This is a genomic window from Okeania sp. KiyG1 (genome assembly GCF_014132355.1).
Classification (GTDB): domain Bacteria; phylum Cyanobacteriota; class Cyanobacteriia; order Cyanobacteriales; family Microcoleaceae; genus Okeania.
Genome location: NZ_BLZO01000042.1, coordinates 15,703 through 35,021, shown reverse-complemented (window position 1 = coordinate 35,021; position 19,319 = coordinate 15,703). Strand labels below are relative to the sequence as shown.

General features: G+C 36.4%; 18 protein-coding genes. 12 read left to right on the top strand and 6 right to left on the bottom strand.

What is annotated here, in order from left to right; all coding sequences use genetic code 11:
* Positions 1-347: 347 nt before the first annotated feature.
* Positions 348-503 carry a hypothetical protein gene (locus tag SAGCYANO_RS07160; RefSeq protein WP_202219449.1) on the bottom strand — a complete coding sequence of 52 codons (156 nt, stop codon included), beginning with the start codon at positions 501-503 and terminating at the stop codon, positions 348-350.
* Between SAGCYANO_RS07160 and SAGCYANO_RS07155 the strand changes: the two genes are divergently transcribed.
* The 6 genes from SAGCYANO_RS07155 (at position 496) to SAGCYANO_RS07130 (ending at position 4,904) form a co-directional block, all read left to right on the top strand.
* Positions 496-744, top strand: a complete 249-nt coding sequence (locus tag SAGCYANO_RS07155) for a hypothetical protein (RefSeq protein WP_202219448.1) — start codon at positions 496-498, stop codon at positions 742-744. The genes SAGCYANO_RS07160 and SAGCYANO_RS07155 overlap by 8 nt on opposite strands.
* Before the next feature lie 2 nt (positions 745-746).
* Positions 747-1,982, top strand: coding sequence for a mechanosensitive ion channel family protein (locus SAGCYANO_RS07150; protein WP_202219447.1), 1,236 nt, complete (start codon positions 747-749; stop codon positions 1,980-1,982).
* A 331-nt stretch (positions 1,983-2,313) separates the two neighbouring features.
* Complete coding sequence (locus SAGCYANO_RS07145) at positions 2,314-2,952, top strand: tetratricopeptide repeat protein (protein ID WP_202219483.1); 639 nt, start codon at positions 2,314-2,316, stop codon at positions 2,950-2,952.
* Positions 2,900-3,211 (top strand): tetratricopeptide repeat protein, encoded by a 312-nt coding sequence (locus SAGCYANO_RS07140; RefSeq protein ID WP_202219446.1) that lies wholly within the window; start codon positions 2,900-2,902, stop codon positions 3,209-3,211. The genes SAGCYANO_RS07145 and SAGCYANO_RS07140 overlap by 53 nt, the downstream gene beginning before the upstream one ends.
* A gap of 175 nt (positions 3,212-3,386) precedes the next feature.
* Complete coding sequence (locus SAGCYANO_RS07135) at positions 3,387-4,133, top strand: tetratricopeptide repeat protein (RefSeq protein WP_202219445.1); 747 nt, start codon at positions 3,387-3,389, stop codon at positions 4,131-4,133.
* 219 nt (positions 4,134-4,352) lie between these two features.
* Positions 4,353-4,904: a Uma2 family endonuclease gene (locus tag SAGCYANO_RS07130; RefSeq protein ID WP_202219444.1), complete on the top strand. Its 552-nt coding sequence runs from the start codon at positions 4,353-4,355 to the stop codon at positions 4,902-4,904.
* A gap of 263 nt (positions 4,905-5,167) precedes the next feature.
* Here SAGCYANO_RS07130 and SAGCYANO_RS07125 read toward each other — a convergent pair whose 3' ends face one another.
* Positions 5,168-6,085, bottom strand: a complete 918-nt coding sequence (locus SAGCYANO_RS07125) for an alpha/beta fold hydrolase (protein ID WP_202219482.1) — start codon at positions 6,083-6,085, stop codon at positions 5,168-5,170.
* Between the two features lie 413 nt (positions 6,086-6,498).
* Here SAGCYANO_RS07125 and SAGCYANO_RS07120 point away from each other — a divergent pair, with 413 nt between their 5' ends.
* From SAGCYANO_RS07120 to SAGCYANO_RS07095, 6 genes are all read left to right on the top strand, one after another.
* Positions 6,499-6,984, top strand: coding sequence for a hypothetical protein (locus SAGCYANO_RS07120; RefSeq protein WP_202219443.1), 486 nt, complete (start codon positions 6,499-6,501; stop codon positions 6,982-6,984).
* Between the two features lie 271 nt (positions 6,985-7,255).
* Positions 7,256-8,242 (top strand): methyltransferase domain-containing protein, encoded by a 987-nt coding sequence (locus tag SAGCYANO_RS07115; RefSeq protein ID WP_202219442.1) that lies wholly within the window; start codon positions 7,256-7,258, stop codon positions 8,240-8,242.
* Positions 8,243-8,619: 377 nt separating this feature from the next.
* A complete protein-coding gene (locus SAGCYANO_RS07110) occupies positions 8,620-9,219 on the top strand; it encodes a hypothetical protein (RefSeq protein ID WP_202219441.1) in 600 nt (199 codons plus the stop codon).
* A 235-nt stretch (positions 9,220-9,454) separates the two neighbouring features.
* Positions 9,455-10,099, top strand: a complete 645-nt coding sequence (locus SAGCYANO_RS07105) for a Uma2 family endonuclease (RefSeq protein WP_202219440.1) — start codon at positions 9,455-9,457, stop codon at positions 10,097-10,099.
* Positions 10,100-10,385: 286 nt separating this feature from the next.
* Positions 10,386-10,784, top strand: a complete 399-nt coding sequence (locus tag SAGCYANO_RS07100; protein WP_202219439.1) for a hypothetical protein — start codon at positions 10,386-10,388, stop codon at positions 10,782-10,784.
* Positions 10,785-10,796: 12 nt separating this feature from the next.
* On the top strand, positions 10,797-12,215 hold the full coding sequence (locus tag SAGCYANO_RS07095; RefSeq protein ID WP_202219438.1) for a GUN4 domain-containing protein: 1,419 nt from the start codon (positions 10,797-10,799) through the stop codon (positions 12,213-12,215).
* A 238-nt stretch (positions 12,216-12,453) separates the two neighbouring features.
* Here SAGCYANO_RS07095 and SAGCYANO_RS07090 read toward each other — a convergent pair whose 3' ends face one another.
* From SAGCYANO_RS07090 to SAGCYANO_RS07075, 4 genes are all read right to left on the bottom strand, one after another.
* Entirely contained in the window at positions 12,454-12,663 is a 210-nt protein-coding gene (locus SAGCYANO_RS07090) for a hypothetical protein (protein WP_202219437.1), read from the bottom strand.
* 385 nt (positions 12,664-13,048) lie between these two features.
* Positions 13,049-14,434 carry a class II fumarate hydratase gene (gene fumC / locus SAGCYANO_RS07085; RefSeq protein ID WP_237395909.1) on the bottom strand — a complete coding sequence of 462 codons (1,386 nt, stop codon included), beginning with the start codon at positions 14,432-14,434 and terminating at the stop codon, positions 13,049-13,051.
* Positions 14,435-15,095: 661 nt separating this feature from the next.
* Complete coding sequence (locus tag SAGCYANO_RS07080; RefSeq protein WP_202219435.1) at positions 15,096-16,295, bottom strand: response regulator; 1,200 nt, start codon at positions 16,293-16,295, stop codon at positions 15,096-15,098.
* A gap of 486 nt (positions 16,296-16,781) precedes the next feature.
* Complete coding sequence (locus SAGCYANO_RS07075) at positions 16,782-17,990, bottom strand: response regulator (protein ID WP_202219434.1); 1,209 nt, start codon at positions 17,988-17,990, stop codon at positions 16,782-16,784.
* Positions 17,991-19,319: the final 1,329 nt, after the last annotated feature.

The following is a 19,319-nucleotide window of genomic DNA, read 5'->3' as shown; positions in this document are numbered from 1 at the left end:
CTACCATTTGTAACAAACATTTATCACGCTTGGTATGAAAAGCTAATGCACAGTTTTAGCTGTGTCAGTTTAGATTCAATTCAAAAGTCATTCATCGAGTGCGTAATTCTGAGGTTTCTCAGAATGCAAGACGCACTCAAGACAGTCAAAAGTAAGAATTTTCAAGTTAAAACCTAATGCACAGATCTAGTAGTGGAAGATAATATTAAAAATAATATAGTATGGATTTTCCTGTTATATCGTAATTATTATGAATAATACTAATAATGCTGCTTGATGAGAAAGTAAATATTTCAAAAAAGCGTAATTTTAATTAATGAAGAAAAAGAAAAATCTATTTTTAGGCATCAATGGCAAGTATTTTGCCTAACAGTAATTGCTTGCACTCTAACGTTATGGGTTTCTCCAGCTAGTTCCCAAGAATCAGAAACTTTAGCAACAATAACAGCAATTACTACTGAAGAACCGGAAATTCCTGTGGATGAGCTGAAGCTTTTGCTCAAACCTCTGACTCAGGAGGAATTAGAAGTCGAAGCCAAAGCTTGGCAGAATTTGCTAAAAGCCAAAGTTCAGGAAATTAGCGATGCTGAAATTGCAATCAAACGCAAAAATAGAGAAACCCGAAAATCTGAAGAAGCTGTTGATGCTATAGAAAAGCTCAAAAATCTCTTGAGGCAGCAGAGGAAAGAAAAAAGAGTGCATCTCCTAGTTCTCCAGAAGCAGAAGAAGCTGAAAACAATCTAGAAGTGGCACAACAAGAACTCGCCAAAGCTCAAGAAGCTATTGAGGAAGCTGTTGAGGTTAAAAAACAAAGTGAAGGAACTGAAGAAGCTACCCAAAATCTAGAAATAGTAGCAGAAGCGATCGAAGATGAAGTCAGTAATACAGGTGATATCGATAGTCAACAGGAATTAGCAGAGAAAGAAAAACAATTAGAAGCATTATCTGAGCAACTCGAAGATTCTAGTGAAGAAGCATCGGAAGTCAAGACTCAATTGGTAGTTGGTGTCACTGAGCTTCAACAGGAACAAACTGCTCTTGCCGATCGCTTTGATACTGTTTTGGATGAATTTGAGAGTAAAGGTGGCAAAGCTGAATCTTTCCGACAATATATTCAATCTGTTAGTGGTGTCGAGATTGATGTGAGCGATACTGAAGGTTTGTGGTTAAGGATAGCTGGTTGGATAAAATCAGAAGAAGGTGGTTTACGTTGGAGCACAAATATTGGTATCTTTTCCGCAATTGTGGTTACTTCTGTAATTGTTGCTGGGATTTTAGGCTTTGTTACTAATAGGAGTCTGCGAGTTGTAGGGGGAGTTTCCGACCCTTTGCGTCAATTATTGGTCAGAACTGTGTGGCAAACAACTGTTGGTGTTGGTGTCTTATTGGCATTGACTGCTTTGGAAATAAATCTTGGTCCAATTCTCGCTTTAGTTGGTGGTACTAGCTTCATCTTGGCATTTGCTTTGCAAACCAATATTGGAAATTTGGCTAGTGGTTTAATGATTATGATCTATAACCCATTTAATGTGGGTGATGAAGTAGAATTATGTGGAACATGGGGTTACATTGATTCCATCAGTCTCGCTCATACAAAAGTAAAAGGTTGGACTGGTCAGATTATTACAATTCCCAATAACTCAGTTTTGGGTAGTGTGGTCATTAATCATAGTGCCAGAGATACTCGTCGCGTTAGTTTGCAAATTCGGGTTGGTTATAGTGAGAATTTGTCTAAGGTTGAGCAATTACTTTTGGATATTTTTAAATCTCATCCTTTAGTATTAGAGCAACCAGGACCGAGTACATTTGCATGGAAATTTGAAGAATATTTCGTCGATCTGTATGTAGGAGGATGGACTAAAACTTCAGATTACTGGCGGGTATATAATGAAGCTCTTCATCAGATTAAGGAAAGATTTGTTCAAGAAGGAATAGAGATTCCTGTTCCTCAGCAAGATCTTCGTTTAAATGAGATGAAATAGTCCAAATAGGCATCTCCAGAAAAGACGGAATAGGGAATAGGGAACCCACCCCTCGCCCCTCCCCCGACCGTGGAGGGGAAATAATATCAAATCCGGTAGCATCGGTGTAATTAGATGGGGAGATGGGGAGATGGGGGACCCACCCCTAACCCCTCCCTGGAGGGGAATGTGGGGATGGGGGACCCACCCTAACCCCTCCCTGGAGGGGACCCACCCCTAACCCCTCCCTGGAGGGGGACCCACCCTAACCCCTCCCTGGAGGGGAATGTGGGGATGGGGACCCACCCCTAACCCCTCCCTGGAGGGGAGAAATATTTGGTAATCGTTGAAGATGGAACATTTTTTACGTGCCGAATTAAACGGAGAGGAAGTTAAATTACAGCAACAATTGGAGGAGGAGCGAAGGAAGCGTGAGGAGGCAGAACGGCGAGCGCAACAGCTAGAAGCTGATAGGCAAAAGCAACTTCAAGCGGCAGAACAGAGAGCAAAACAAGAACGGGAAGTTGAACTACAAAGGCAACGACAACAACTGGAGGAAGAACGACGGAAGCGTGAGGAGGCTGAACGGCGAGCGCAAGAGCTAGAAGTTGAAAGACAAAGGCAGGGAGAAAATCGGACTGTTAGAAATTCTGGTAATGCTACTCCTTCTCAAATCCAGGAAGCTAAAAATTACTTTAATCAGGGTGTTGATCACTATGATAGAGGAGAATATGAACAGGCGATCGCTGACTATAACCAAGCTATTCGACTCAATCCCAAAAATGCTGAAGCTTACAATAACAGGGGTATTGTTTACCGCAGACAGGGAGAGTATGAACAGGCGATCGCTGATTACAACGAATCTATCAGACTAAACAATCCCGAACTTTGGCTGACTTACAATAACAGGGGTAATCTTTACCGTAACCAGAGAGAATATGAAAAGGCGATCGCTGACTATAACCAAGCTATTCAACTCAATCCCAAATAATGCTGAAGCTTACAATAACAGGGGTATTGTTTACGATAACCAAGGAGAATATGAAAAGGCGATTGCTGACTATAACCAAGCTATTCGACTCAATCCCAAAAATGCTGATGCTTACTATAACAGGGGTTTGATTCACAAGCGTAAAAGGAATATTGAAAAAGCCAGATCAGACTTTAAAAAAGCTGCCGACTTATACAAACAACAAGGAAATCAAGAGGATTATCAAGACTCTCTAGATCAACTCAGAGAGTTACAATAATACTAAATCCGGTTTAGATAGGAGATTTATTGAATACTCAAAGCCAAAGGATTAGAAGGATTTGGATAAACTACCTTTTTCTAAGCGGATTTGGTATAACTCTAGAAACCTTTGCGGAGCATTCCGTCAAAGCTATCTCAAAATGTTTAAATAACCAAATAACCAAATAACCATAATGAAACATATTACTAAACTAATAATTGGATTAATCACAATAGCTCTAGTTGGCTATAGTAAATCTGAAGCAGAAATAAGTACAGTAGAAATTGTTACTCCAAGTTCTTCAACTGGAGACGATAGGTTGACTCCTGGTAATTCAGAGGCGATCGTTAGTCAAAAAGATTCTAGCGATCAGGATGCTGAAAGTTACTTGGAAAAGGCTGTTAAGCACTATAGCGAAAGAAAATATGAAGAGGCGATCGCTGACTTTAACCAAGCTATTCGACTCAATCCCAAATATGCTAAAGCTTACAACGGTAGGGGTCTTGTTTACACTCTCCTAGAAAAAAATGAAAAGGCGCTCGCTGACTATAACCAAGCTATTCGACTCAATCCCAAATATGCTCAAGCTTACAATAACAGGGGTATTGTTTACCGCAGACAGGGAGAAAATCAAAAGGCGCTCGCTGACTTTAACCAAGCTATTCGACTCAATCCCAAATATGCTAAAGCTTACAACGGTAGGGGTCTTGTTTACGGCAAGCAGGGAGAAAATGAAAAGGCGCTCGCTGACTTTAACCAAGCTATTCGACTCAATCCCAAATATGCTAAAGCTTACCATAACAGGGGTTTGATTCACAAGCGTAACAAAAATATTGAAAAAGCCAGATCAGACTTTAAAAAAGCTGCCGATTTATTCAAACAACAAGGAAATCAAGAGGGGTATCAAAAGTCTCTAGATCAACTCAAAAAATTACAATGATATTATTAATAATGGATAATGGATAATGGATAATGGATAATGGATAATGGATAATGGATAATGGATAATTAATAATTAGCAAATCCTAATTAATTAGCCATAATAGCTAACTAGATTCATCTTTAGATAACTGATGGGTTCTGCTGTAAGTCAAGAAATAAATTTTTTGGCGGATGACAAATCTCACCAAACTCGCTTTTAAGAATTGGTATAAAATGTATGATTACACAGACACAAATAAATTTAGAACAGTTTTTAGCTCTTCCAGAAAGAGACACGACTTATGAATTAATAGACGGAAAAATACAATCTAAAATGTCTCCTAAAAGATTTCATTCTCGTTTAACAGGTACTCTTTATCTACTTCTGACTAACTGGAGTCAATCAAAAGGAGAAGTAGGAATAAAATGGGGAATCTCCCTACAAAAAAATGGAAAAGATTGGGTTCCCGTACCCGATCTATTATATATTTCTTATGAGAAATTACCCCAAGAAAGATTTGAGGATGAACTCTGTCCGTTTCCTCCCGAATTAGCCATTGAAATTATCTCTCCTGGTCAATCTTTTGGCTATCTTAGTGAAAAAGCCACTGATTATTTAAATGCAGGAACTTTGAGGGTTTGGATAGTTGATTCACAAGCAAAAAGCATTACTATTTTTTATCCTGATTCTCCCCCAAAAACTAAACGTGGGCAACAAGGTTTAGCAGATGAAGTTTTGCCAGAATTAGAAATAACTGTTGAACAAGTTTTTCAGCAAGCAGGAATTTGAATTTAATTGATAATGGATAATTGATAATTGATAATTATGAAGAATCATATAGTTAAAGAAGAATTATCAGGACTTGCACAGAATTCAAAAGTCAAAAGTCAAAAGTCAAAAGTAAGATTTTATAGCTCAAAACCTTGATTATTCAGTAATTTCAGCAAATTATTCGACATCTAAAGTTTGAAACTATTTGTAACATTCTTTTTCAAATTGGTATAAGGGCGAATGCCATTCGCCCCTACTGGAAACCCGGTTTTTCCCAATATCTAAACTACACCAACCGGAACTTCATCTAACTGTTTCAAGAACTTTTTAATCAACCCAATAGTCACTGCCGGAACTTCTAATTGAGGCGTTAAACCCACATTTTCTAATGTTTGAAAAATCTTCACAGCTTCACGGTTTAAATCTGCTAAACGTTGACCTATTTCTGGACCTGTAAACTCTGATTTTTTACCCCAAATAATTGCCGTGGGAATTGTTAATTGACTCATATATAAAGATAGGTCAAAACACAAATCTCCCCGCACAAAAGATAAAGCAGCGTATTCAGCATTAGGTTGAGTTGCTGACTCTAAATATGCCTCCACAATTTCATCATAAACTAACCTGGGATTAGCAAATTGTCTGTTTTCCAAGAAAGTTCTAATTCCTCCTGGGGTAGCAACACCACCACTATAAATAAAACGATCTAGTATTGGCGTACTTACCAGTTGAGCAAAAAAACTACGGGTGTAGTTGTCGCCGAAGTCAGATAAACCTGCGGGAGTTGTCAATATTAGAGACTTGAATAATTCCGGACGAGCGATCGCTACTCTCACCATCATTGCTGCAGTCAAGGAAGAGGCAATAATTCTGGTGGGAGGTTGACAGGTTTGTTCTAAAAATTCGATAATTGTTGCGATATAGTCGTCTACTTTGTAATCTAGCGCCTGATGTTCCGATCGCCCCCATCCGATTAAGTCGGGAGCTAGAATACGGTATTCTGAGGCGAAGGCGGGGTAAACTTTTGACCATTCGTAGGCAGATGACCCACCGCCGAAACCGTGAAAGAATACTAGGGTTGGCAAGTCGTCAGTGTTGTCAGTGTCAGTTTTCCAGGGTGCTTTTTCGTTGGTATAGTAAACCATTCTACCTTGGGAGGTGACGACCGACTGTTGTTCAAAACCTACTGGGATAAACATAGTAATTTTAGATTTTAGAGTTGTGATTAATGTGGAAACATCTTCAGTATAGCTGGACTTTTGGCTGGTGGTGCATTTTAATGGCGGTCTATTGTAATTATTTTGGTCAAGGGAACAGTGGGAGCATCTTGCTCCCATATCTTGCTCCCATAAAGCGCAATTGTTCATAGGATGATTTTTGAGTGGTGGTGCATTTTAATGGCGTTCTATTGTAATTATTTTGGTCAAGAGAACAGTGGGAGCATCTTGCTCCCTTACTATCTGAACTATATCTGTTGGGTTTATCCTCCGGATAAGCTCTGAATGGCGCAAGCTCAACCCAACCTACAGAAGTAAAAATGTTATTAAGATTAGCAGATTTTCAATTTTTCCTAGTTTAAGGTAATTATTATTAATGTGATTAGGTTCAACAAATGCAAGCTCAAGAAAATAAGTTTTCCTGGTATGATGTGCCTGAAGATGTCAAAAGTTTATTGATGTTGGCGGTGGAAAATTGGGAGGATACTGAGACATCAGAAAATTATATTAATCAAGCTTTGGCTAAGACTGATGGAAATCTGGATATTTTGATAGGTGCTTATCGTTATTTTTTCTATAAAAATAATATGAAAATGTCGCTTCAATTAGCACATAAGGTAATTGCTGAAGTGAAAAAACGGGAAAATTTACCGGATGATTGGCAGGAGGTAAAAACTATATTAGCTAGTCGCAAAAAAGAGCAACAAATTAATCTTTTGATTACTGCTTATGCTGCTTCGGGATTGATTATTGCCAAGATGGGAGATTTGGAAAAAGCTAAAGCCATAAGTGAGGAAGTTCAAGAGATTGATAATAAAAATGATTTAGCAAAAATATTGTTTGATGTTATTACTAGACCGCCAGATGAAGACGAAGATTAAGCTAATTTGTTGATTACAGCACTTTTGAGGATAGTGAGGTACACTTATAGAACTATTCTTATATTTCCTATTCCCTGTTCCCTGTTCCCTGTTCCCTAGAGCAATAAAACTTTGTACCTCATCAACTAGAAAACTGCTGTAAGATTTTGAAGAAGGTGATATTTTTCTTGCTCTACTAAGTGTCGCGATCGTATTGCCTTGAGTTCAGATGAGCTGCTAAAATAGCTAGTCAGTAAATCAAATAAAATCGTAAACAAATACAAAGGTCTCAATGTACTTATATTACCTTCTGGGATTTCTACTTTTACTTTTGGTGGTAGGTATTGCGCTTTATTTTCTCACCCCTCGCAGTTATGAGTCGTCTGAGACGGTAGCTAATTCCTACGATGAATGGACTCAAGACGGTATCCTAGAATTTTACTGGGGCGAACACATTCACTTAGGTCATTATGGTTCGCCACCACAGAAGAAAGATTTTTTGACTGCCAAGTCTGACTTTGTCCATGAAATGGTGAAATGGGGAGGGTTGGATAAACTATTTCGCAGTACTACTGTTTTAGATGTAGGTTGTGGCATTGGTGGAAGCACCCGTATTTTAGCAAAAGATTATGGGTTTGACGTTACAGGGATTACTATTAGTCCTAAACAAGTACAACGCGCTCAGGAATTAACCCCGGAAGGAGTTGATGCTAAATTTCAGGTAGATGACGCTCTAGCACTTTCTTTTCCAGATAATAGTTTTGATGTAGTTTGGTCTATTGAAGCAGGACCTCATATGCCAGATAAAGCTAAATATGCTGAAGAAATGATGCGGGTATTAAAACCTGGTGGAATATTGGTTGTAGCTGACTGGAATCAGCGAGACGATCGCCAAAAACCACTCAATTTCTGGGAAAAACCTGTAATGCGACAGTTATTAGAGCAGTGGTCTCATCCTGCTTTTTCTAGTATTGAGGGTTTTTCGGAACTGATAGCAGAAACTGGATTAGTGGAAGGGGAGGTAGTAACAGCAGATTGGACGCAGGAGACTATTCCTTCTTGGTTGGATTCTATTTGGCAAGGTGTAATTAGACCTCAAGGAATGATTCGTTTTGGTTTATCAGGGATAATTAAGTCTATACGAGAAGTACCTACCTTGTTATTGATGCGTTTGGCATTCGGGAGTGGTCTTTGTCGTTTCGGAATGTTCCGCGCGGTTAAGGTTAGTTCAATATTATCATCAACAGAGAAGACTGAAGCTGAAGTAGTTAAAATGTAATATAGCACTTCTCTAATTTATGAGGTACAGCTTTAGATCCCCCCTAACCCCCCTTAATAAGGGGGGAACTTTGAAAGTCCCCCTTTTTAAGAGGTATTTAGGGGGATTGTAAATGTAGTTTATCTTTATGATAAATGCTATATTTGTCTGCATCTTTGGCAGATTTGAGAAGTTAGTTATTGGAGGTAAATACAGCAGATTCGGTTGTATATGAAGTACAGAGATTAACAATAAAATGCTTGTAGTGCGGGCATCTTGCCCGCGATGGGTATATCTCACTAATTCTTGCATTTCTCTTTGTGCTTCTGGATGAAAATTGCAAACCATTATTTGCCTCTTCCTTCTTCCCTCTTCCTTCCTCCTTCTTCCTTAAAAAAATGGCATATAGTGATTTTAAAACCTTAAGTAAATTCCAAAAAGAATTTGATTTACATATTCACGAGCAAGTAAATTTATTTGCTCAAGTAGAATCCCTCAAATCTAGTGATTTTCTCACTCAAACTTTGGCAGAAACTGTAGAACTTGCTTTAGCAATTAATACTGAAAAAGCTCGTTCCGAAATGATTATTACTCCCTTGTTATTAGAAATCAGAAGGCAGGCAAATTATTCAGTTAGTTTATTCTCAGGAATTGAATTTAATATTGACTTTGACCGGAGTTTAAATGGGTATTGTGATTTTCTAATTAGTCGTTCTCCAGAACAGTTAATAATTAATGCTCCTGTAGCAATTATTGTTGAGGCTAAAAATGAAGATATTAAGGGCGGTTTAGGTCAATGTGCAGCCACAATGTTAGCAGCACAATTATTTAATCAACAGGAAAATCAAGCAATTAATAGAATTTATGGTGCGGTGACAACTGGGGATATTTGGAAGTTCTTGTTGTTAGAAGGAAATGAATTAAAGATTGATTTAAGTAATTTTTATATTCGGGATGTCGAGCAAATTTTGGGTGTATTATGGCAAGCTGTGAAATAGTAAGCATTCAGCCGTCAGCCATCAGCCATCAGCTAATACCTGTCTGCGCAGCATTCCGCAGAAAATGCTTACGTTAAATAGGGAAGGAAAAGTATGTTATAAAATTTTATAGTAGAGGTTTGGTCTTCAAACCTAATTTAAAATGGAATTGATATGACCAAGAGAAAATAAAATTCAGTATTTGAAGTTTCCTACTTTAGTAGGAGGTACTGATAACTAATAACTGATAACTGAAATGACAAATTTACAAGTAAAAACTCCAACAGATACATGGGTTTCAGCTACTTGGGATGAATATCTTCAAACTATTGAAAATCCCATTTACTCTAAAGCAAAATCTTATTATTTTCAAGGAAAATTCAGAATAGAAATGTCACCAGTAAGTCACGACCATGCCAGCGATAATACACTTATTTCTATAGCTATTGGTATTTTCTGTAGTCTCAAAAATATTGACAATAAAGGTCTAACTAATTGTAGTTATAGAAAAATCGGATTTCAAGAAGTACAACCAGATATTTCCTACCATATAGGTGACAATGCCAATATTATTCCCTGGGGAACTTCTATTGTAGATTTAGATACATATCCACCCCCAGATTTAGTCATAGAAATAGCCAATACTTCACTGTCTGATGATAAAGGTGAAAAAAGGCTAATTTATGAAGATTTAAAAGTCAAAGAATATTGGATAGTTGATGTAAAAAATGTAGATCTTATTGCTTTTACTATGGTTGATGGTGGTAGTAAAAGGATTACAGAATCTATAGTTTTACCAGGATTAGTAATAGATGTTTTAAAAGAGGCTTTACAACAGAGTCGAAGTATCAATCAAAATCAAGTTATTGCCTCCCTATTGTCTCAATTTCAAGAATCTTAATCAGAGAATATAGTAATCCTAAATTAGGTTGTAATATTTTATCGTGGCGGTTTGGAGAACCCCTAAAATTTACGATTTTTGCTTAAAGAACTAATTTAAGGTTATAATCATCCTAATTATCTGTTTACAGCGGTTTTCATTTTGGGTAGACCACAGTAAGGAGGTTGCAGACAACGTCCTGGATTATCATTTTTGTAATGTGGTTCATAGACCTGAAAACTGCTGTCCTAGTTTATTTCTCCTTTGAATTAGTAATTTTATTCCTGAGAACTAACAATTAAACATTATGTCATTAGAAAATATTCAACTAACAATTACTCTATCCGATCCAAAATTAACACCAGAAAGACTCCAAACAGATACCCGGAATATTTTGTCAGAGATAAAAAAGTTTAATGGAGTACAAAATCCAGATTTAATACCAATAGAAACCGCTGAACCTGGGGCTAAAAGTCTTGGCGGTTTTTTACTAGGCATTCTTACCGCACAAATTAATGCTAAAAATCTCAAAGCTTTGGTTGGATATTTGAGTAACCGCCTCTATGGTAAGACAATTAATATTGAAATTAAAATTAAAGAAAACGGTAAAGAGATAAAATTGAACATCGAAGGTCGTAATGCTGAAGAATTAGATAAGGAGTATGAGAAAGTCAAACCAACAATAGAAAAAATTTTTAATGCTTAAGGAGATTTTTTCATGGCAAAAATAGCTCTATTAGTTGGAGTTAGTAAATACTCCTCAGACTTTACAGATTTGCCTAGTACCCTGAAAGATGTTGAGGCAATGAAGGAAGTTTTAGGTAATCCCAAAATGGGATATTTTGATGAAATTATGGTGTTGAACGACTCCAATGGTGATAATATAAATCGTAATAATATAGAAGAGGCAATAGAAAAATTATTTGATGACCGTAATAAGGATGATATTTTACTATTTTATTTTTCTGGTCACGGAGTTTTAAGTAAAAAAGGCCATCTATATTTAGCGACTCCTGACACTGCCAAAAAACAGAGCGAATTTAGTAAACGGACTGCTGTTGCGGCTAATTTCTTACAAGATGAAATGAGTGATAGTTACTCTCAACGTATTGTTGTTATTCTGGATTGTTGTAATAGTGGCGCATTTACTAATGGAATGACTTCTAAAGGGGATAAAAATATAATAGATATTAAAGCAGAATTAGGAGGTGAAGGTAGGGCGATTTTAATGTCTTCTAGTTCTACTCAAAGTTCTTTTGAGTCGGAAAGTTCGGAATTATCTATTTATACAAAATATATAGTCAAAGGGATTAAAACTGGGGAAGCAGATATCGATGGTGACGGTAAAATTTCAGTTAGTGAATTGCATCAATATGCGAGTCAAAATGTATCGCTAGAATCTCCGACAATGACTCCTCAATTTTTTGCAATTATGGAGGGAGAGCCAATTTTGTTAGCGCGTTCGCCAAAGTTGAAGTATCGTGGAGGAGGACAAGAAACAGTGCCTATAAATGATGATGGCAAAATAGATTTATCAGAGTCACCTAATAAAGACAAAATACCTAAACAGGAAAGTCCAAAGTCGTTTAATCCCCTATCTAAAATCCAGGTAGGTTATTTAATACTAGGTATAGTAGTTTTGCTAACTATTTTGTCCCCTTTTTTACCAAGTCTAAAACTACCACCAGAAAAACAGCAAAATTTAAGGTACTCTACCCTAGAAAATCTACTAAAGCAAAAGAAATGGAAAGAAGCTGATAAGGAAACTCGCGAAATTATGGTAAAAGCTGGTAGTAGAAAAGATGAAGATTGGCTCGATGAACAGTCAATTAAAAATATTCCGTGTCCAGTTCTCCGCGCAATTGACCAGCTTTGGGTAGAACATAGTGATGGTAAATTTGGCTTTTCTGTGCAGAAGGAAATTTATCAGAGTTTGGATGGAACAGAAGAGTATAATCCAAAGATAGTGGAAGAGTTTGACAAGAAAGTAGGATGGAGAAAAGGAGATGAAAAGTTGACCTACAACGAATTAACTTTTGATTTGGGCACGCATTACAGAGGGCACTTACCTTACGATATTGGGTATCCTGCGATTAATGGCCTATTCTTCTCTTATGTAGATACTTGTGGACTATAAAATATCAGTGTTTCAGTCATTAATATTTCAGTCTAGTAGGTTGGGTTAAGCGACAGCGCAACCCAACAAAAACCTGTATCTGTTAACATAAAGATATATGTTGGGTTTATCCTAACGGATAAGCTCCGCTAACACTCCGTTCTACCCAACCTGTGAAATGGTTATTTTTTATTATTAGAACTTATGTAACTTACCATCTGAGATGGGTCAGTAGTTGAGTATTTGAATCGCATATTTTTCAATCTATATTATCTTCAGTAAGTGCTTCCATGAGAGTTTCACCAACACCAAAAGAATTGTATGGAGTAGGCAAGTTATAAGTTTTGAAAGGTTCTAAAGGTGCAATATTTTCAGATGCTTCTAGCTCTTCAGCTAAAATCCGAATTCGCTTGAGTTTATCCCTAGAAGAAAGCATCCGAACAACAGGGAGTAGTTCATTAAGTGTCATATTATTTATTTTTGAATTAAATGGTGTATGGAAACACCAATTACCGAGAAATTCTGGTCTAAAGTATAGTCCAGTAGGGTAGTTAATGAAATGTAACGCACCATCTATATCGGTTAATTTTCGCTCAGTTACGGCTAACTGAATGCCCCCCTAGCCCCCCAACTTTGGGGGGAACAAGAGTCAATTTGCTATCTTTAAGTCCCCCAATTTTGGGGGATTTAGGGGGCTTGGATTTAGCAAATAGGACTTCTCAGTAATTTGGTAGGTTGGGTTAAGCGGCAGCGCAACCCAACAAAAATCTATATCTATTAATAAAATATGTGTTGGGTTTATCCTAACGGATAAGCTCCGCTAACACTCCGTTCTACCCAACCTACAAATCTTCCTAACTCCCAGGATGAGTCATATTTTTAGGAATAACAATCTCGTCAAATTCTTCCGCAGAAACATAACCCAATTCCAAACAAGCTTCCTTCAAAGTCAACTCTTTCTCATGGGCAACTTTAGCAACTTTCGCCGCATTATCATACCCAATTTTCGGACTCAAAGCTGTCACTAACATCAAAGACTGTTCCAAATAAAACTCAATTTTTTTCTGATTTGCCTGCAAGTCAACTAATAGAAAATCAGTAAAATTATTGCAACTATCAGCAATCAAATTAATCGACTGAATTAAATTAAATATCATCATCGGTTTATAAGTATTTAACTCAAAACTTCCCTGAGCGCCAGCAAAAGCGATCGCTGCATCATACCCCATTACTTGAGTTGCCACCATCGTCATCGCCTCACACTGAGTGGGATTAACTTTTCCTGGCATAATTGAAGACCCTGGTTCATTTGCAGGTAAAATCAACTCCCCAAACCCACACCTGGGTCCACTTCCCAACCACCGAATATCATTAGCAATTTTCAGCAACGAACAAGCTAAAGTCTTCAGAATGCCACTCGCCATAACTATTGGATCGTGAGCAGCTAACGCAGCAAATTTATTAGGTGCGGACACAAAAGGCAACCCAGTTATTTCACTAATATATTTTGCAGCAAGTTCGGCAAAACCACTAACTGTATTTAACCCAGTTCCCACTGCAGTACCACCTAGAGCTAATTCATACAAACTTGGCAAGACATTAGTGATGTGTTGCATATTTGCATCCAGTTGTGCCACATATCCAGAAAATTCCTGCCCCAATGTTAACGGTACTGCATCTTGCAAATGAGTACGCCCTATTTTAACAATGTCGGAAAATACTTCTGATTTTTCCTGGAGTGCATCGCGCATTTTCTTGACTTTCGGCAACAACTTTTCCTGTAATGCTATTGCTGAGGCGATGTGCATAGCAGTGGGAAAAGTATCGTTAGATGACTGCGACATATTAACGTGGTCGTTGGGATGTATTGGTATTTTGCTTCCCATTTCTCCACCAGCAATTTCGATCGCCCGGTTGGAGATGACTTCGTTGACATTCATATTGCACTGGGTGCCGCTTCCTGTCATCCAGACTCGCAGGGGAAAGTTACCATCTAGTTTTCCAGCAATTATTTCTTCTGCTGCTTGAACAATTAATTTTGTTTTGTCTTCAGGAAGTTTGCCTAGTTCATGGTTGGTTTGGGCAACTGCCTTTTTGAGAATAGCGAATGCTTTGATGACTTCTGGTGGGATGTAGTCTTGCCCAATAGAGAAGTAGATGAGCGATCGCTGAGTTTGAGCGCCCCAATAACGATTTGTTGGTACTTCTATTTTTCCCATACTATCGCTTTCAATGCGCATTTTTGACGACATTAATTCTATCATTAGTATTTTTATGATCTGGTGTATCCTTCTATTTACCTATAACGTTTCACGGAAGTCAAAAGTTATTAGAAGTCAAAAGTCAAAAGTCAAAAGTCAAAAGTAATATTTTACAGGCTCAAAACTTTGACGCTACAGTAATTTCAAAAAATGGCGTTGCTAATTCTGAGTATTATTTTGCCCCCCAATTTTGGGGGGAATCAAACTCTAAAAGTCCCCCGTTTTATCCCCCTCCCGTCCCCCTTAGAAAGGGGGAATCCAGAGGATGCTGCGCTTTTTGTTAAATGGGGGATTTAGGGGGATTGACCAGAACCAAACAATGGCGCATTCATACTTCAATTCAGCAACGCTCAAAAAATTATTTCAAATAAATCACAAATTACAGCGTTTCCTGTTGTTATGAGGTACAAAATTTTAGGTTTGAGGGAACAGGGAACAGGGAACATAAAAGAATAAAAACAACTGTACCTCATAGCTTCGGAAACTGCTGTAAGATGTAACGAACTTTTTTGAATTTGGTATTAGTACAGGATGGCGGAAATAACTGGTTACAAAATCCTAAAACAATTACAAATCAATACTTTTAACTTTTAACTTTTAACTTTTGACTTTTAATTTCTCCGTAGCGGCATTAGTATCTTCAGAATTCAGGTGCCAAAGCTAAAGATTGCGAAAGGTTATTTTTATTTTGATATTCCTGTTTTTTTAACTTTAAATACTTTTCTACTGTTTCTAAGATTTTTGTTGCGGTTGCTGGTTTTCTTAAAAAATCTGTAGCTCCTACTAATAATCCCCTAGCCCGATTTATATAATTATCCTGTCCAGTATAAATAATAATAGGAGTTTGTTTATACATTGAAGCTTTCCGTAAAAAATTACAGAGTGCATAACCATCAACTTCGGGCATAAATAAATCCATAAATATTAATTCTGGATTTTTTTTAGCCATTAATCCTACTCCTTGCATTGGGTCAGTAATTTTCTCAATTTTATAACCTTTAGGCATCAAAATTTGCTCTAAAAATTTACCTGTTGTTGGTGTAGAATCTATACAAGCTATGAGAGGTCTATAACGATTTGTTGAACAATAAGCTAGGCGTAATTGTTCCAATGGAGAAGGTAAATCTGGTACAGCTCGAACTTCTATTAAACCTTGTTTAAAAAAGTGATACATAGTACGGGTTGTTAAGGCTAGACATTGCCTTTTTTTAGTTGTAATATCCCACAGGGTATTTTCACCATTAAATTTATTAGTAAGAACCTCTATAGATTCTTCACTAAGACGACTTTGTAATTTTATAGATTTTTTAACTACCGGAGCTTGTTCTGGAACAATATCATTAACACCTATTTTTTGCCAACGTTCCCAAAGTTTTTGTGCTGCCTCTATAACTTCCTTTAATTCTAATGGAGATAATACTAAATTGGGACAAAGTTCTGATGTTAATTCCCGGTCTAATTGCCAGTCGAGGTTTAAAATTGACTGACTTGCTAAAGCAAAGAAAATTTCATAGCTGCTACTACGGATAATTGTTTTAGCTTGTTTTAAAGTTATTTGTTCTTCAGTAAGACCTTGTTGAAGAAGCTTATATTCCCATAATTCTTCAGTAGATAGTAAACTAGCGTTAAATTTTAGATGCTGACAATGTTGACTAATTGTTCTGTACCAACGCCTAGTTTGATGTAATCCTCCTGTGGCATACAACATTTGTCCTCGACAAAAGTAAATCTGCCATTTTTGTTCGCCATTATCTAATATTAGTTTACCTGTTGCTTGCTTGTAACTAAGTGCAGCTAAAGCATTCCATACTTTGTTACATCCTATATCAGTTATTAACATATTTATTAGATTTTATATTTACTATATAATTTGATTTCTATTTTAATCATAAAATAAAACTTTTTCTATAGGGTTTAACCCTCTACAGACTATTTCATTCGCCATGTATTATTAAAAAATTAATGTATCTGAAAATTTTACTAGAAAAATCGAGGTTAATAATGTTGATTTAATGACTTTATTGCTATTAAATTTTTAAGATTTTTACGATATATAGCAAAATTATACTAAATTCCAGAAAAATTGTTACAGTAAAATATAGATGCTTAACGGAATTGAAAAATCTTCACTTTTTATTTCTTATACCTACCACTGTGCCACCTAATACCTTGAATAGCCTATGTAGCAATATTTGTTGAAAATGTTATTATTAGGTAGATAGTTGCGTTCTAGTTTATATAGAGACACTAGATTTTACAACCGCAAAATCTTGGATCGAAATCACCATTAATGGATAATCAACTGATAATTTATCGCAATTTAGTTTTAGCTTCCTACAGCCATCAAAGTCAAATTATATGTTGGTTCTAAACTGCTTTTTGACTCATTTATAGAATGTTTAGGATTGACATACTTTTCTACAACTTCTACAATTTTTTCTGGACAAGAAGATTTACACAGGTAATCATTAGCACCTACAATTCTAGCTCTAGTCCGGTCGATAATACTATCTTGAGTTGATAAAAAGACAATTGGTATACCTTGAAATGTAGTAGTTTTTCGTAAAAATTCACATATTGTATAACCACTAACTTTAGGCATAATTAAATCCAAAAAAATTAGATCGGGTTTACATTCTTCCAAAAGAACTAATCCTTTAATTGGATCTTGAATTTGCAAAATTTCATATCCCAGTGGTTTGAGAATTTTACCCAATAAAAAACCAGTACTATAACTATCATCAATACAAGCAATTTTTGCTTGTTTAACACTCTTTTCTCTCGCTGGCAAGTGATTTTTTTCCGAAGGTGGAAGCAAATCTTCTACATTCATAAAATAAATTAAGCCGAGTTTTTCAAAGCTATATAAACTACGAGTAACTACCTGTAATGACATTTTCATTTCTAATCTAATATCCCAAATTGTTAGTTTACCATTGAGTAACTTATCAATCTTCAAAACAGACTCTGAGTGTTCTTGATTTAATAACTTATCTCTATTTTTGATAACTGGAACCAAATCGGGATTAATATGGGATAAACCTTCATCTTGTAAAGATTGTGAAAGTATTTTTGCTGAAGCAAGAACTTCTTTAATTTCTCGCCTTGATAAAAGTAAATTTAAAGTTGTTTGAGAAGTTGAATGTTTCTGTGGATGCCACCTTCTTGTTAAACCTGGTTGACTAATAATAGCAAAGAAAACTTCTTCAGTAATAGTGCGCAAAATTGTCTTAGCTTGACTTAAAGTTATCTGATTATTACTAATAGCTGTTTGCAACAATTTATATTCCCATAGTTGAACATTTGTGAACTGATTAACTTCAAATTTCAAGTTAGGACAATGTTTCTTAACAGCTCTATACCAACGTCTGGTAGGGTGTAGTCCACCACTTGCATATAAAAGATGACCAAATAGGAAATAAAGTTGCCATTCTTGATTGCCATGAGCTACGCTCAACTTTCCAGTAACTTGCTTTTGACTGACTATACTCAGGGTATTTGCTAGCTTAATATAACCAATAGTGGGTGCTGACATAATTATTAAACCTTTCAAATAATAATATTTAATTTTGCAGTATTAAGCAGTAGAGTAGTACTATATACACATGGTTTTTATTATTTCATATTTCCTTCATGATGTCATCGCTTTTTATACTGAGTTTTTTAATAATTGTACTGAGATATCGGGGTTTTCTCGGATTTTTTTTGATTTATTTGTAGCAAGAAACACTCAACAGTGGTAAAAAGGTTTTTGTATTCAATTTATCATTACTCCATGTAATAACTAACTCAATATTGACTCAAACTCTTTGTTTCTCAGCACATTCTCTACCAATTTTACATCCGCCATTCGGCTTATTTTTGAATGATTTTTTCAGCAGAAGGAAGAGGGAAGAAGTAATACCATTTCTCAAAAATTTTTCTACATTTTGTTTAGCAGGGGAGTAGGGGAGTGGGGGAGTGAACCCACCCCTAACCCCTGCCAGGAGGGGAAGCAAACATAAGAATAATTAACATTAACTTAGCTGAAATTAGTATGCAAAGTGATTTTGCTTGTGCTGACTAATTGACAACTGAAGTATTGCCCAAGTATAGCAATAATGCATGGGAATTGGTATAAGAAGGAAGAAGGAAGAAAGAAAATTGTAGGTATTTTATATTTTCGATATTGGTTCAATTATATCTCATCTCAAGCTCGGTTGATTTTACATAATTAGACATCTCCAGGAAAGAGGGAGTAGGGAGAAAGAATTGATAAATAAGACTGCGATAATTGATTTTATATTTTATTATTGGAGATATCTATAATAGTGTTTAGTAATTTTTATAATTCTGTACCACCTCACATAAGATTTGTATAACATCCAACACCTAATACCATTTCTCAAAAATTTTTCAACCCGTATCTTGAGTAGGGGAGTAGGGGAGTAGGGGAGTGGGGGAGTAGGGGAGTAGGGGAGTAGGGGAGTGGGGGAGAAGTAAACATAAGAATAATTAACATTAAATTTGCTCAAATTAGTAAAAAGGTGATTCAAGCTGTGTTAATTACTTAATAACTGAAGTGCTGCCTAAATATAGCCAGGACTTACGCATGGAAACTAAATATAGTGAGGGCGTTTTGCCATTTGCTAACGCAGAGCTGCCGCTAACGCTCCTACATATGGCGTTTTTAAAGTTAATTTGCGTAAGTCCTAATAGCATTAATGCATGAGAATTGGTATAACACCTTTTATTTGGGTACATCTCATATTTGCAAAAATACTTTTTTCCTATATATTCCCTGTTCCCTGTTCCCTGTTCCCTGTTCCCTGTTCCCTGTTCCCTAAAGCAATAAATTTTTGGCTTTATTCAAAATTGAGATGCA

Coding starts and splice junctions, on each gene's coding strand:
- SAGCYANO_RS07145 (WP_202219483.1), top strand. CDS start 2,314: ATGGAACATTTTTTACGTGCCGAATTAAACGGAGAGGAAGTTAAATTA.
- SAGCYANO_RS07140 (WP_202219446.1), top strand. CDS start 2,900: ATGAAAAGGCGATCGCTGACTATAACCAAGCTATTCAACTCAATCCCA.
- SAGCYANO_RS07135 (WP_202219445.1), top strand. CDS start 3,387: ATGAAACATATTACTAAACTAATAATTGGATTAATCACAATAGCTCTA.
- SAGCYANO_RS07130 (WP_202219444.1), top strand. CDS start 4,353: ATGATTACACAGACACAAATAAATTTAGAACAGTTTTTAGCTCTTCCA.
- SAGCYANO_RS07125 (WP_202219482.1), bottom strand. CDS start 6,085: ATGTTTATCCCAGTAGGTTTTGAACAACAGTCGGTCGTCACCTCCCAA.
- SAGCYANO_RS07120 (WP_202219443.1), top strand. CDS start 6,499: ATGCAAGCTCAAGAAAATAAGTTTTCCTGGTATGATGTGCCTGAAGAT.
- SAGCYANO_RS07115 (WP_202219442.1), top strand. CDS start 7,256: ATGTACTTATATTACCTTCTGGGATTTCTACTTTTACTTTTGGTGGTA.
- SAGCYANO_RS07110 (WP_202219441.1), top strand. CDS start 8,620: ATGGCATATAGTGATTTTAAAACCTTAAGTAAATTCCAAAAAGAATTT.
- SAGCYANO_RS07105 (WP_202219440.1), top strand. CDS start 9,455: ATGACAAATTTACAAGTAAAAACTCCAACAGATACATGGGTTTCAGCT.
- SAGCYANO_RS07100 (WP_202219439.1), top strand. CDS start 10,386: ATGTCATTAGAAAATATTCAACTAACAATTACTCTATCCGATCCAAAA.
- SAGCYANO_RS07095 (WP_202219438.1), top strand. CDS start 10,797: ATGGCAAAAATAGCTCTATTAGTTGGAGTTAGTAAATACTCCTCAGAC.
- SAGCYANO_RS07090 (WP_202219437.1), bottom strand. CDS start 12,663: ATGACACTTAATGAACTACTCCCTGTTGTTCGGATGCTTTCTTCTAGG.
- fumC (WP_237395909.1), bottom strand. CDS start 14,434: ATGCGCATTGAAAGCGATAGTATGGGAAAAATAGAAGTACCAACAAAT.
- SAGCYANO_RS07080 (WP_202219435.1), bottom strand. CDS start 16,295: ATGTTAATAACTGATATAGGATGTAACAAAGTATGGAATGCTTTAGCT.
- SAGCYANO_RS07075 (WP_202219434.1), bottom strand. CDS start 17,990: ATGTCAGCACCCACTATTGGTTATATTAAGCTAGCAAATACCCTGAGT.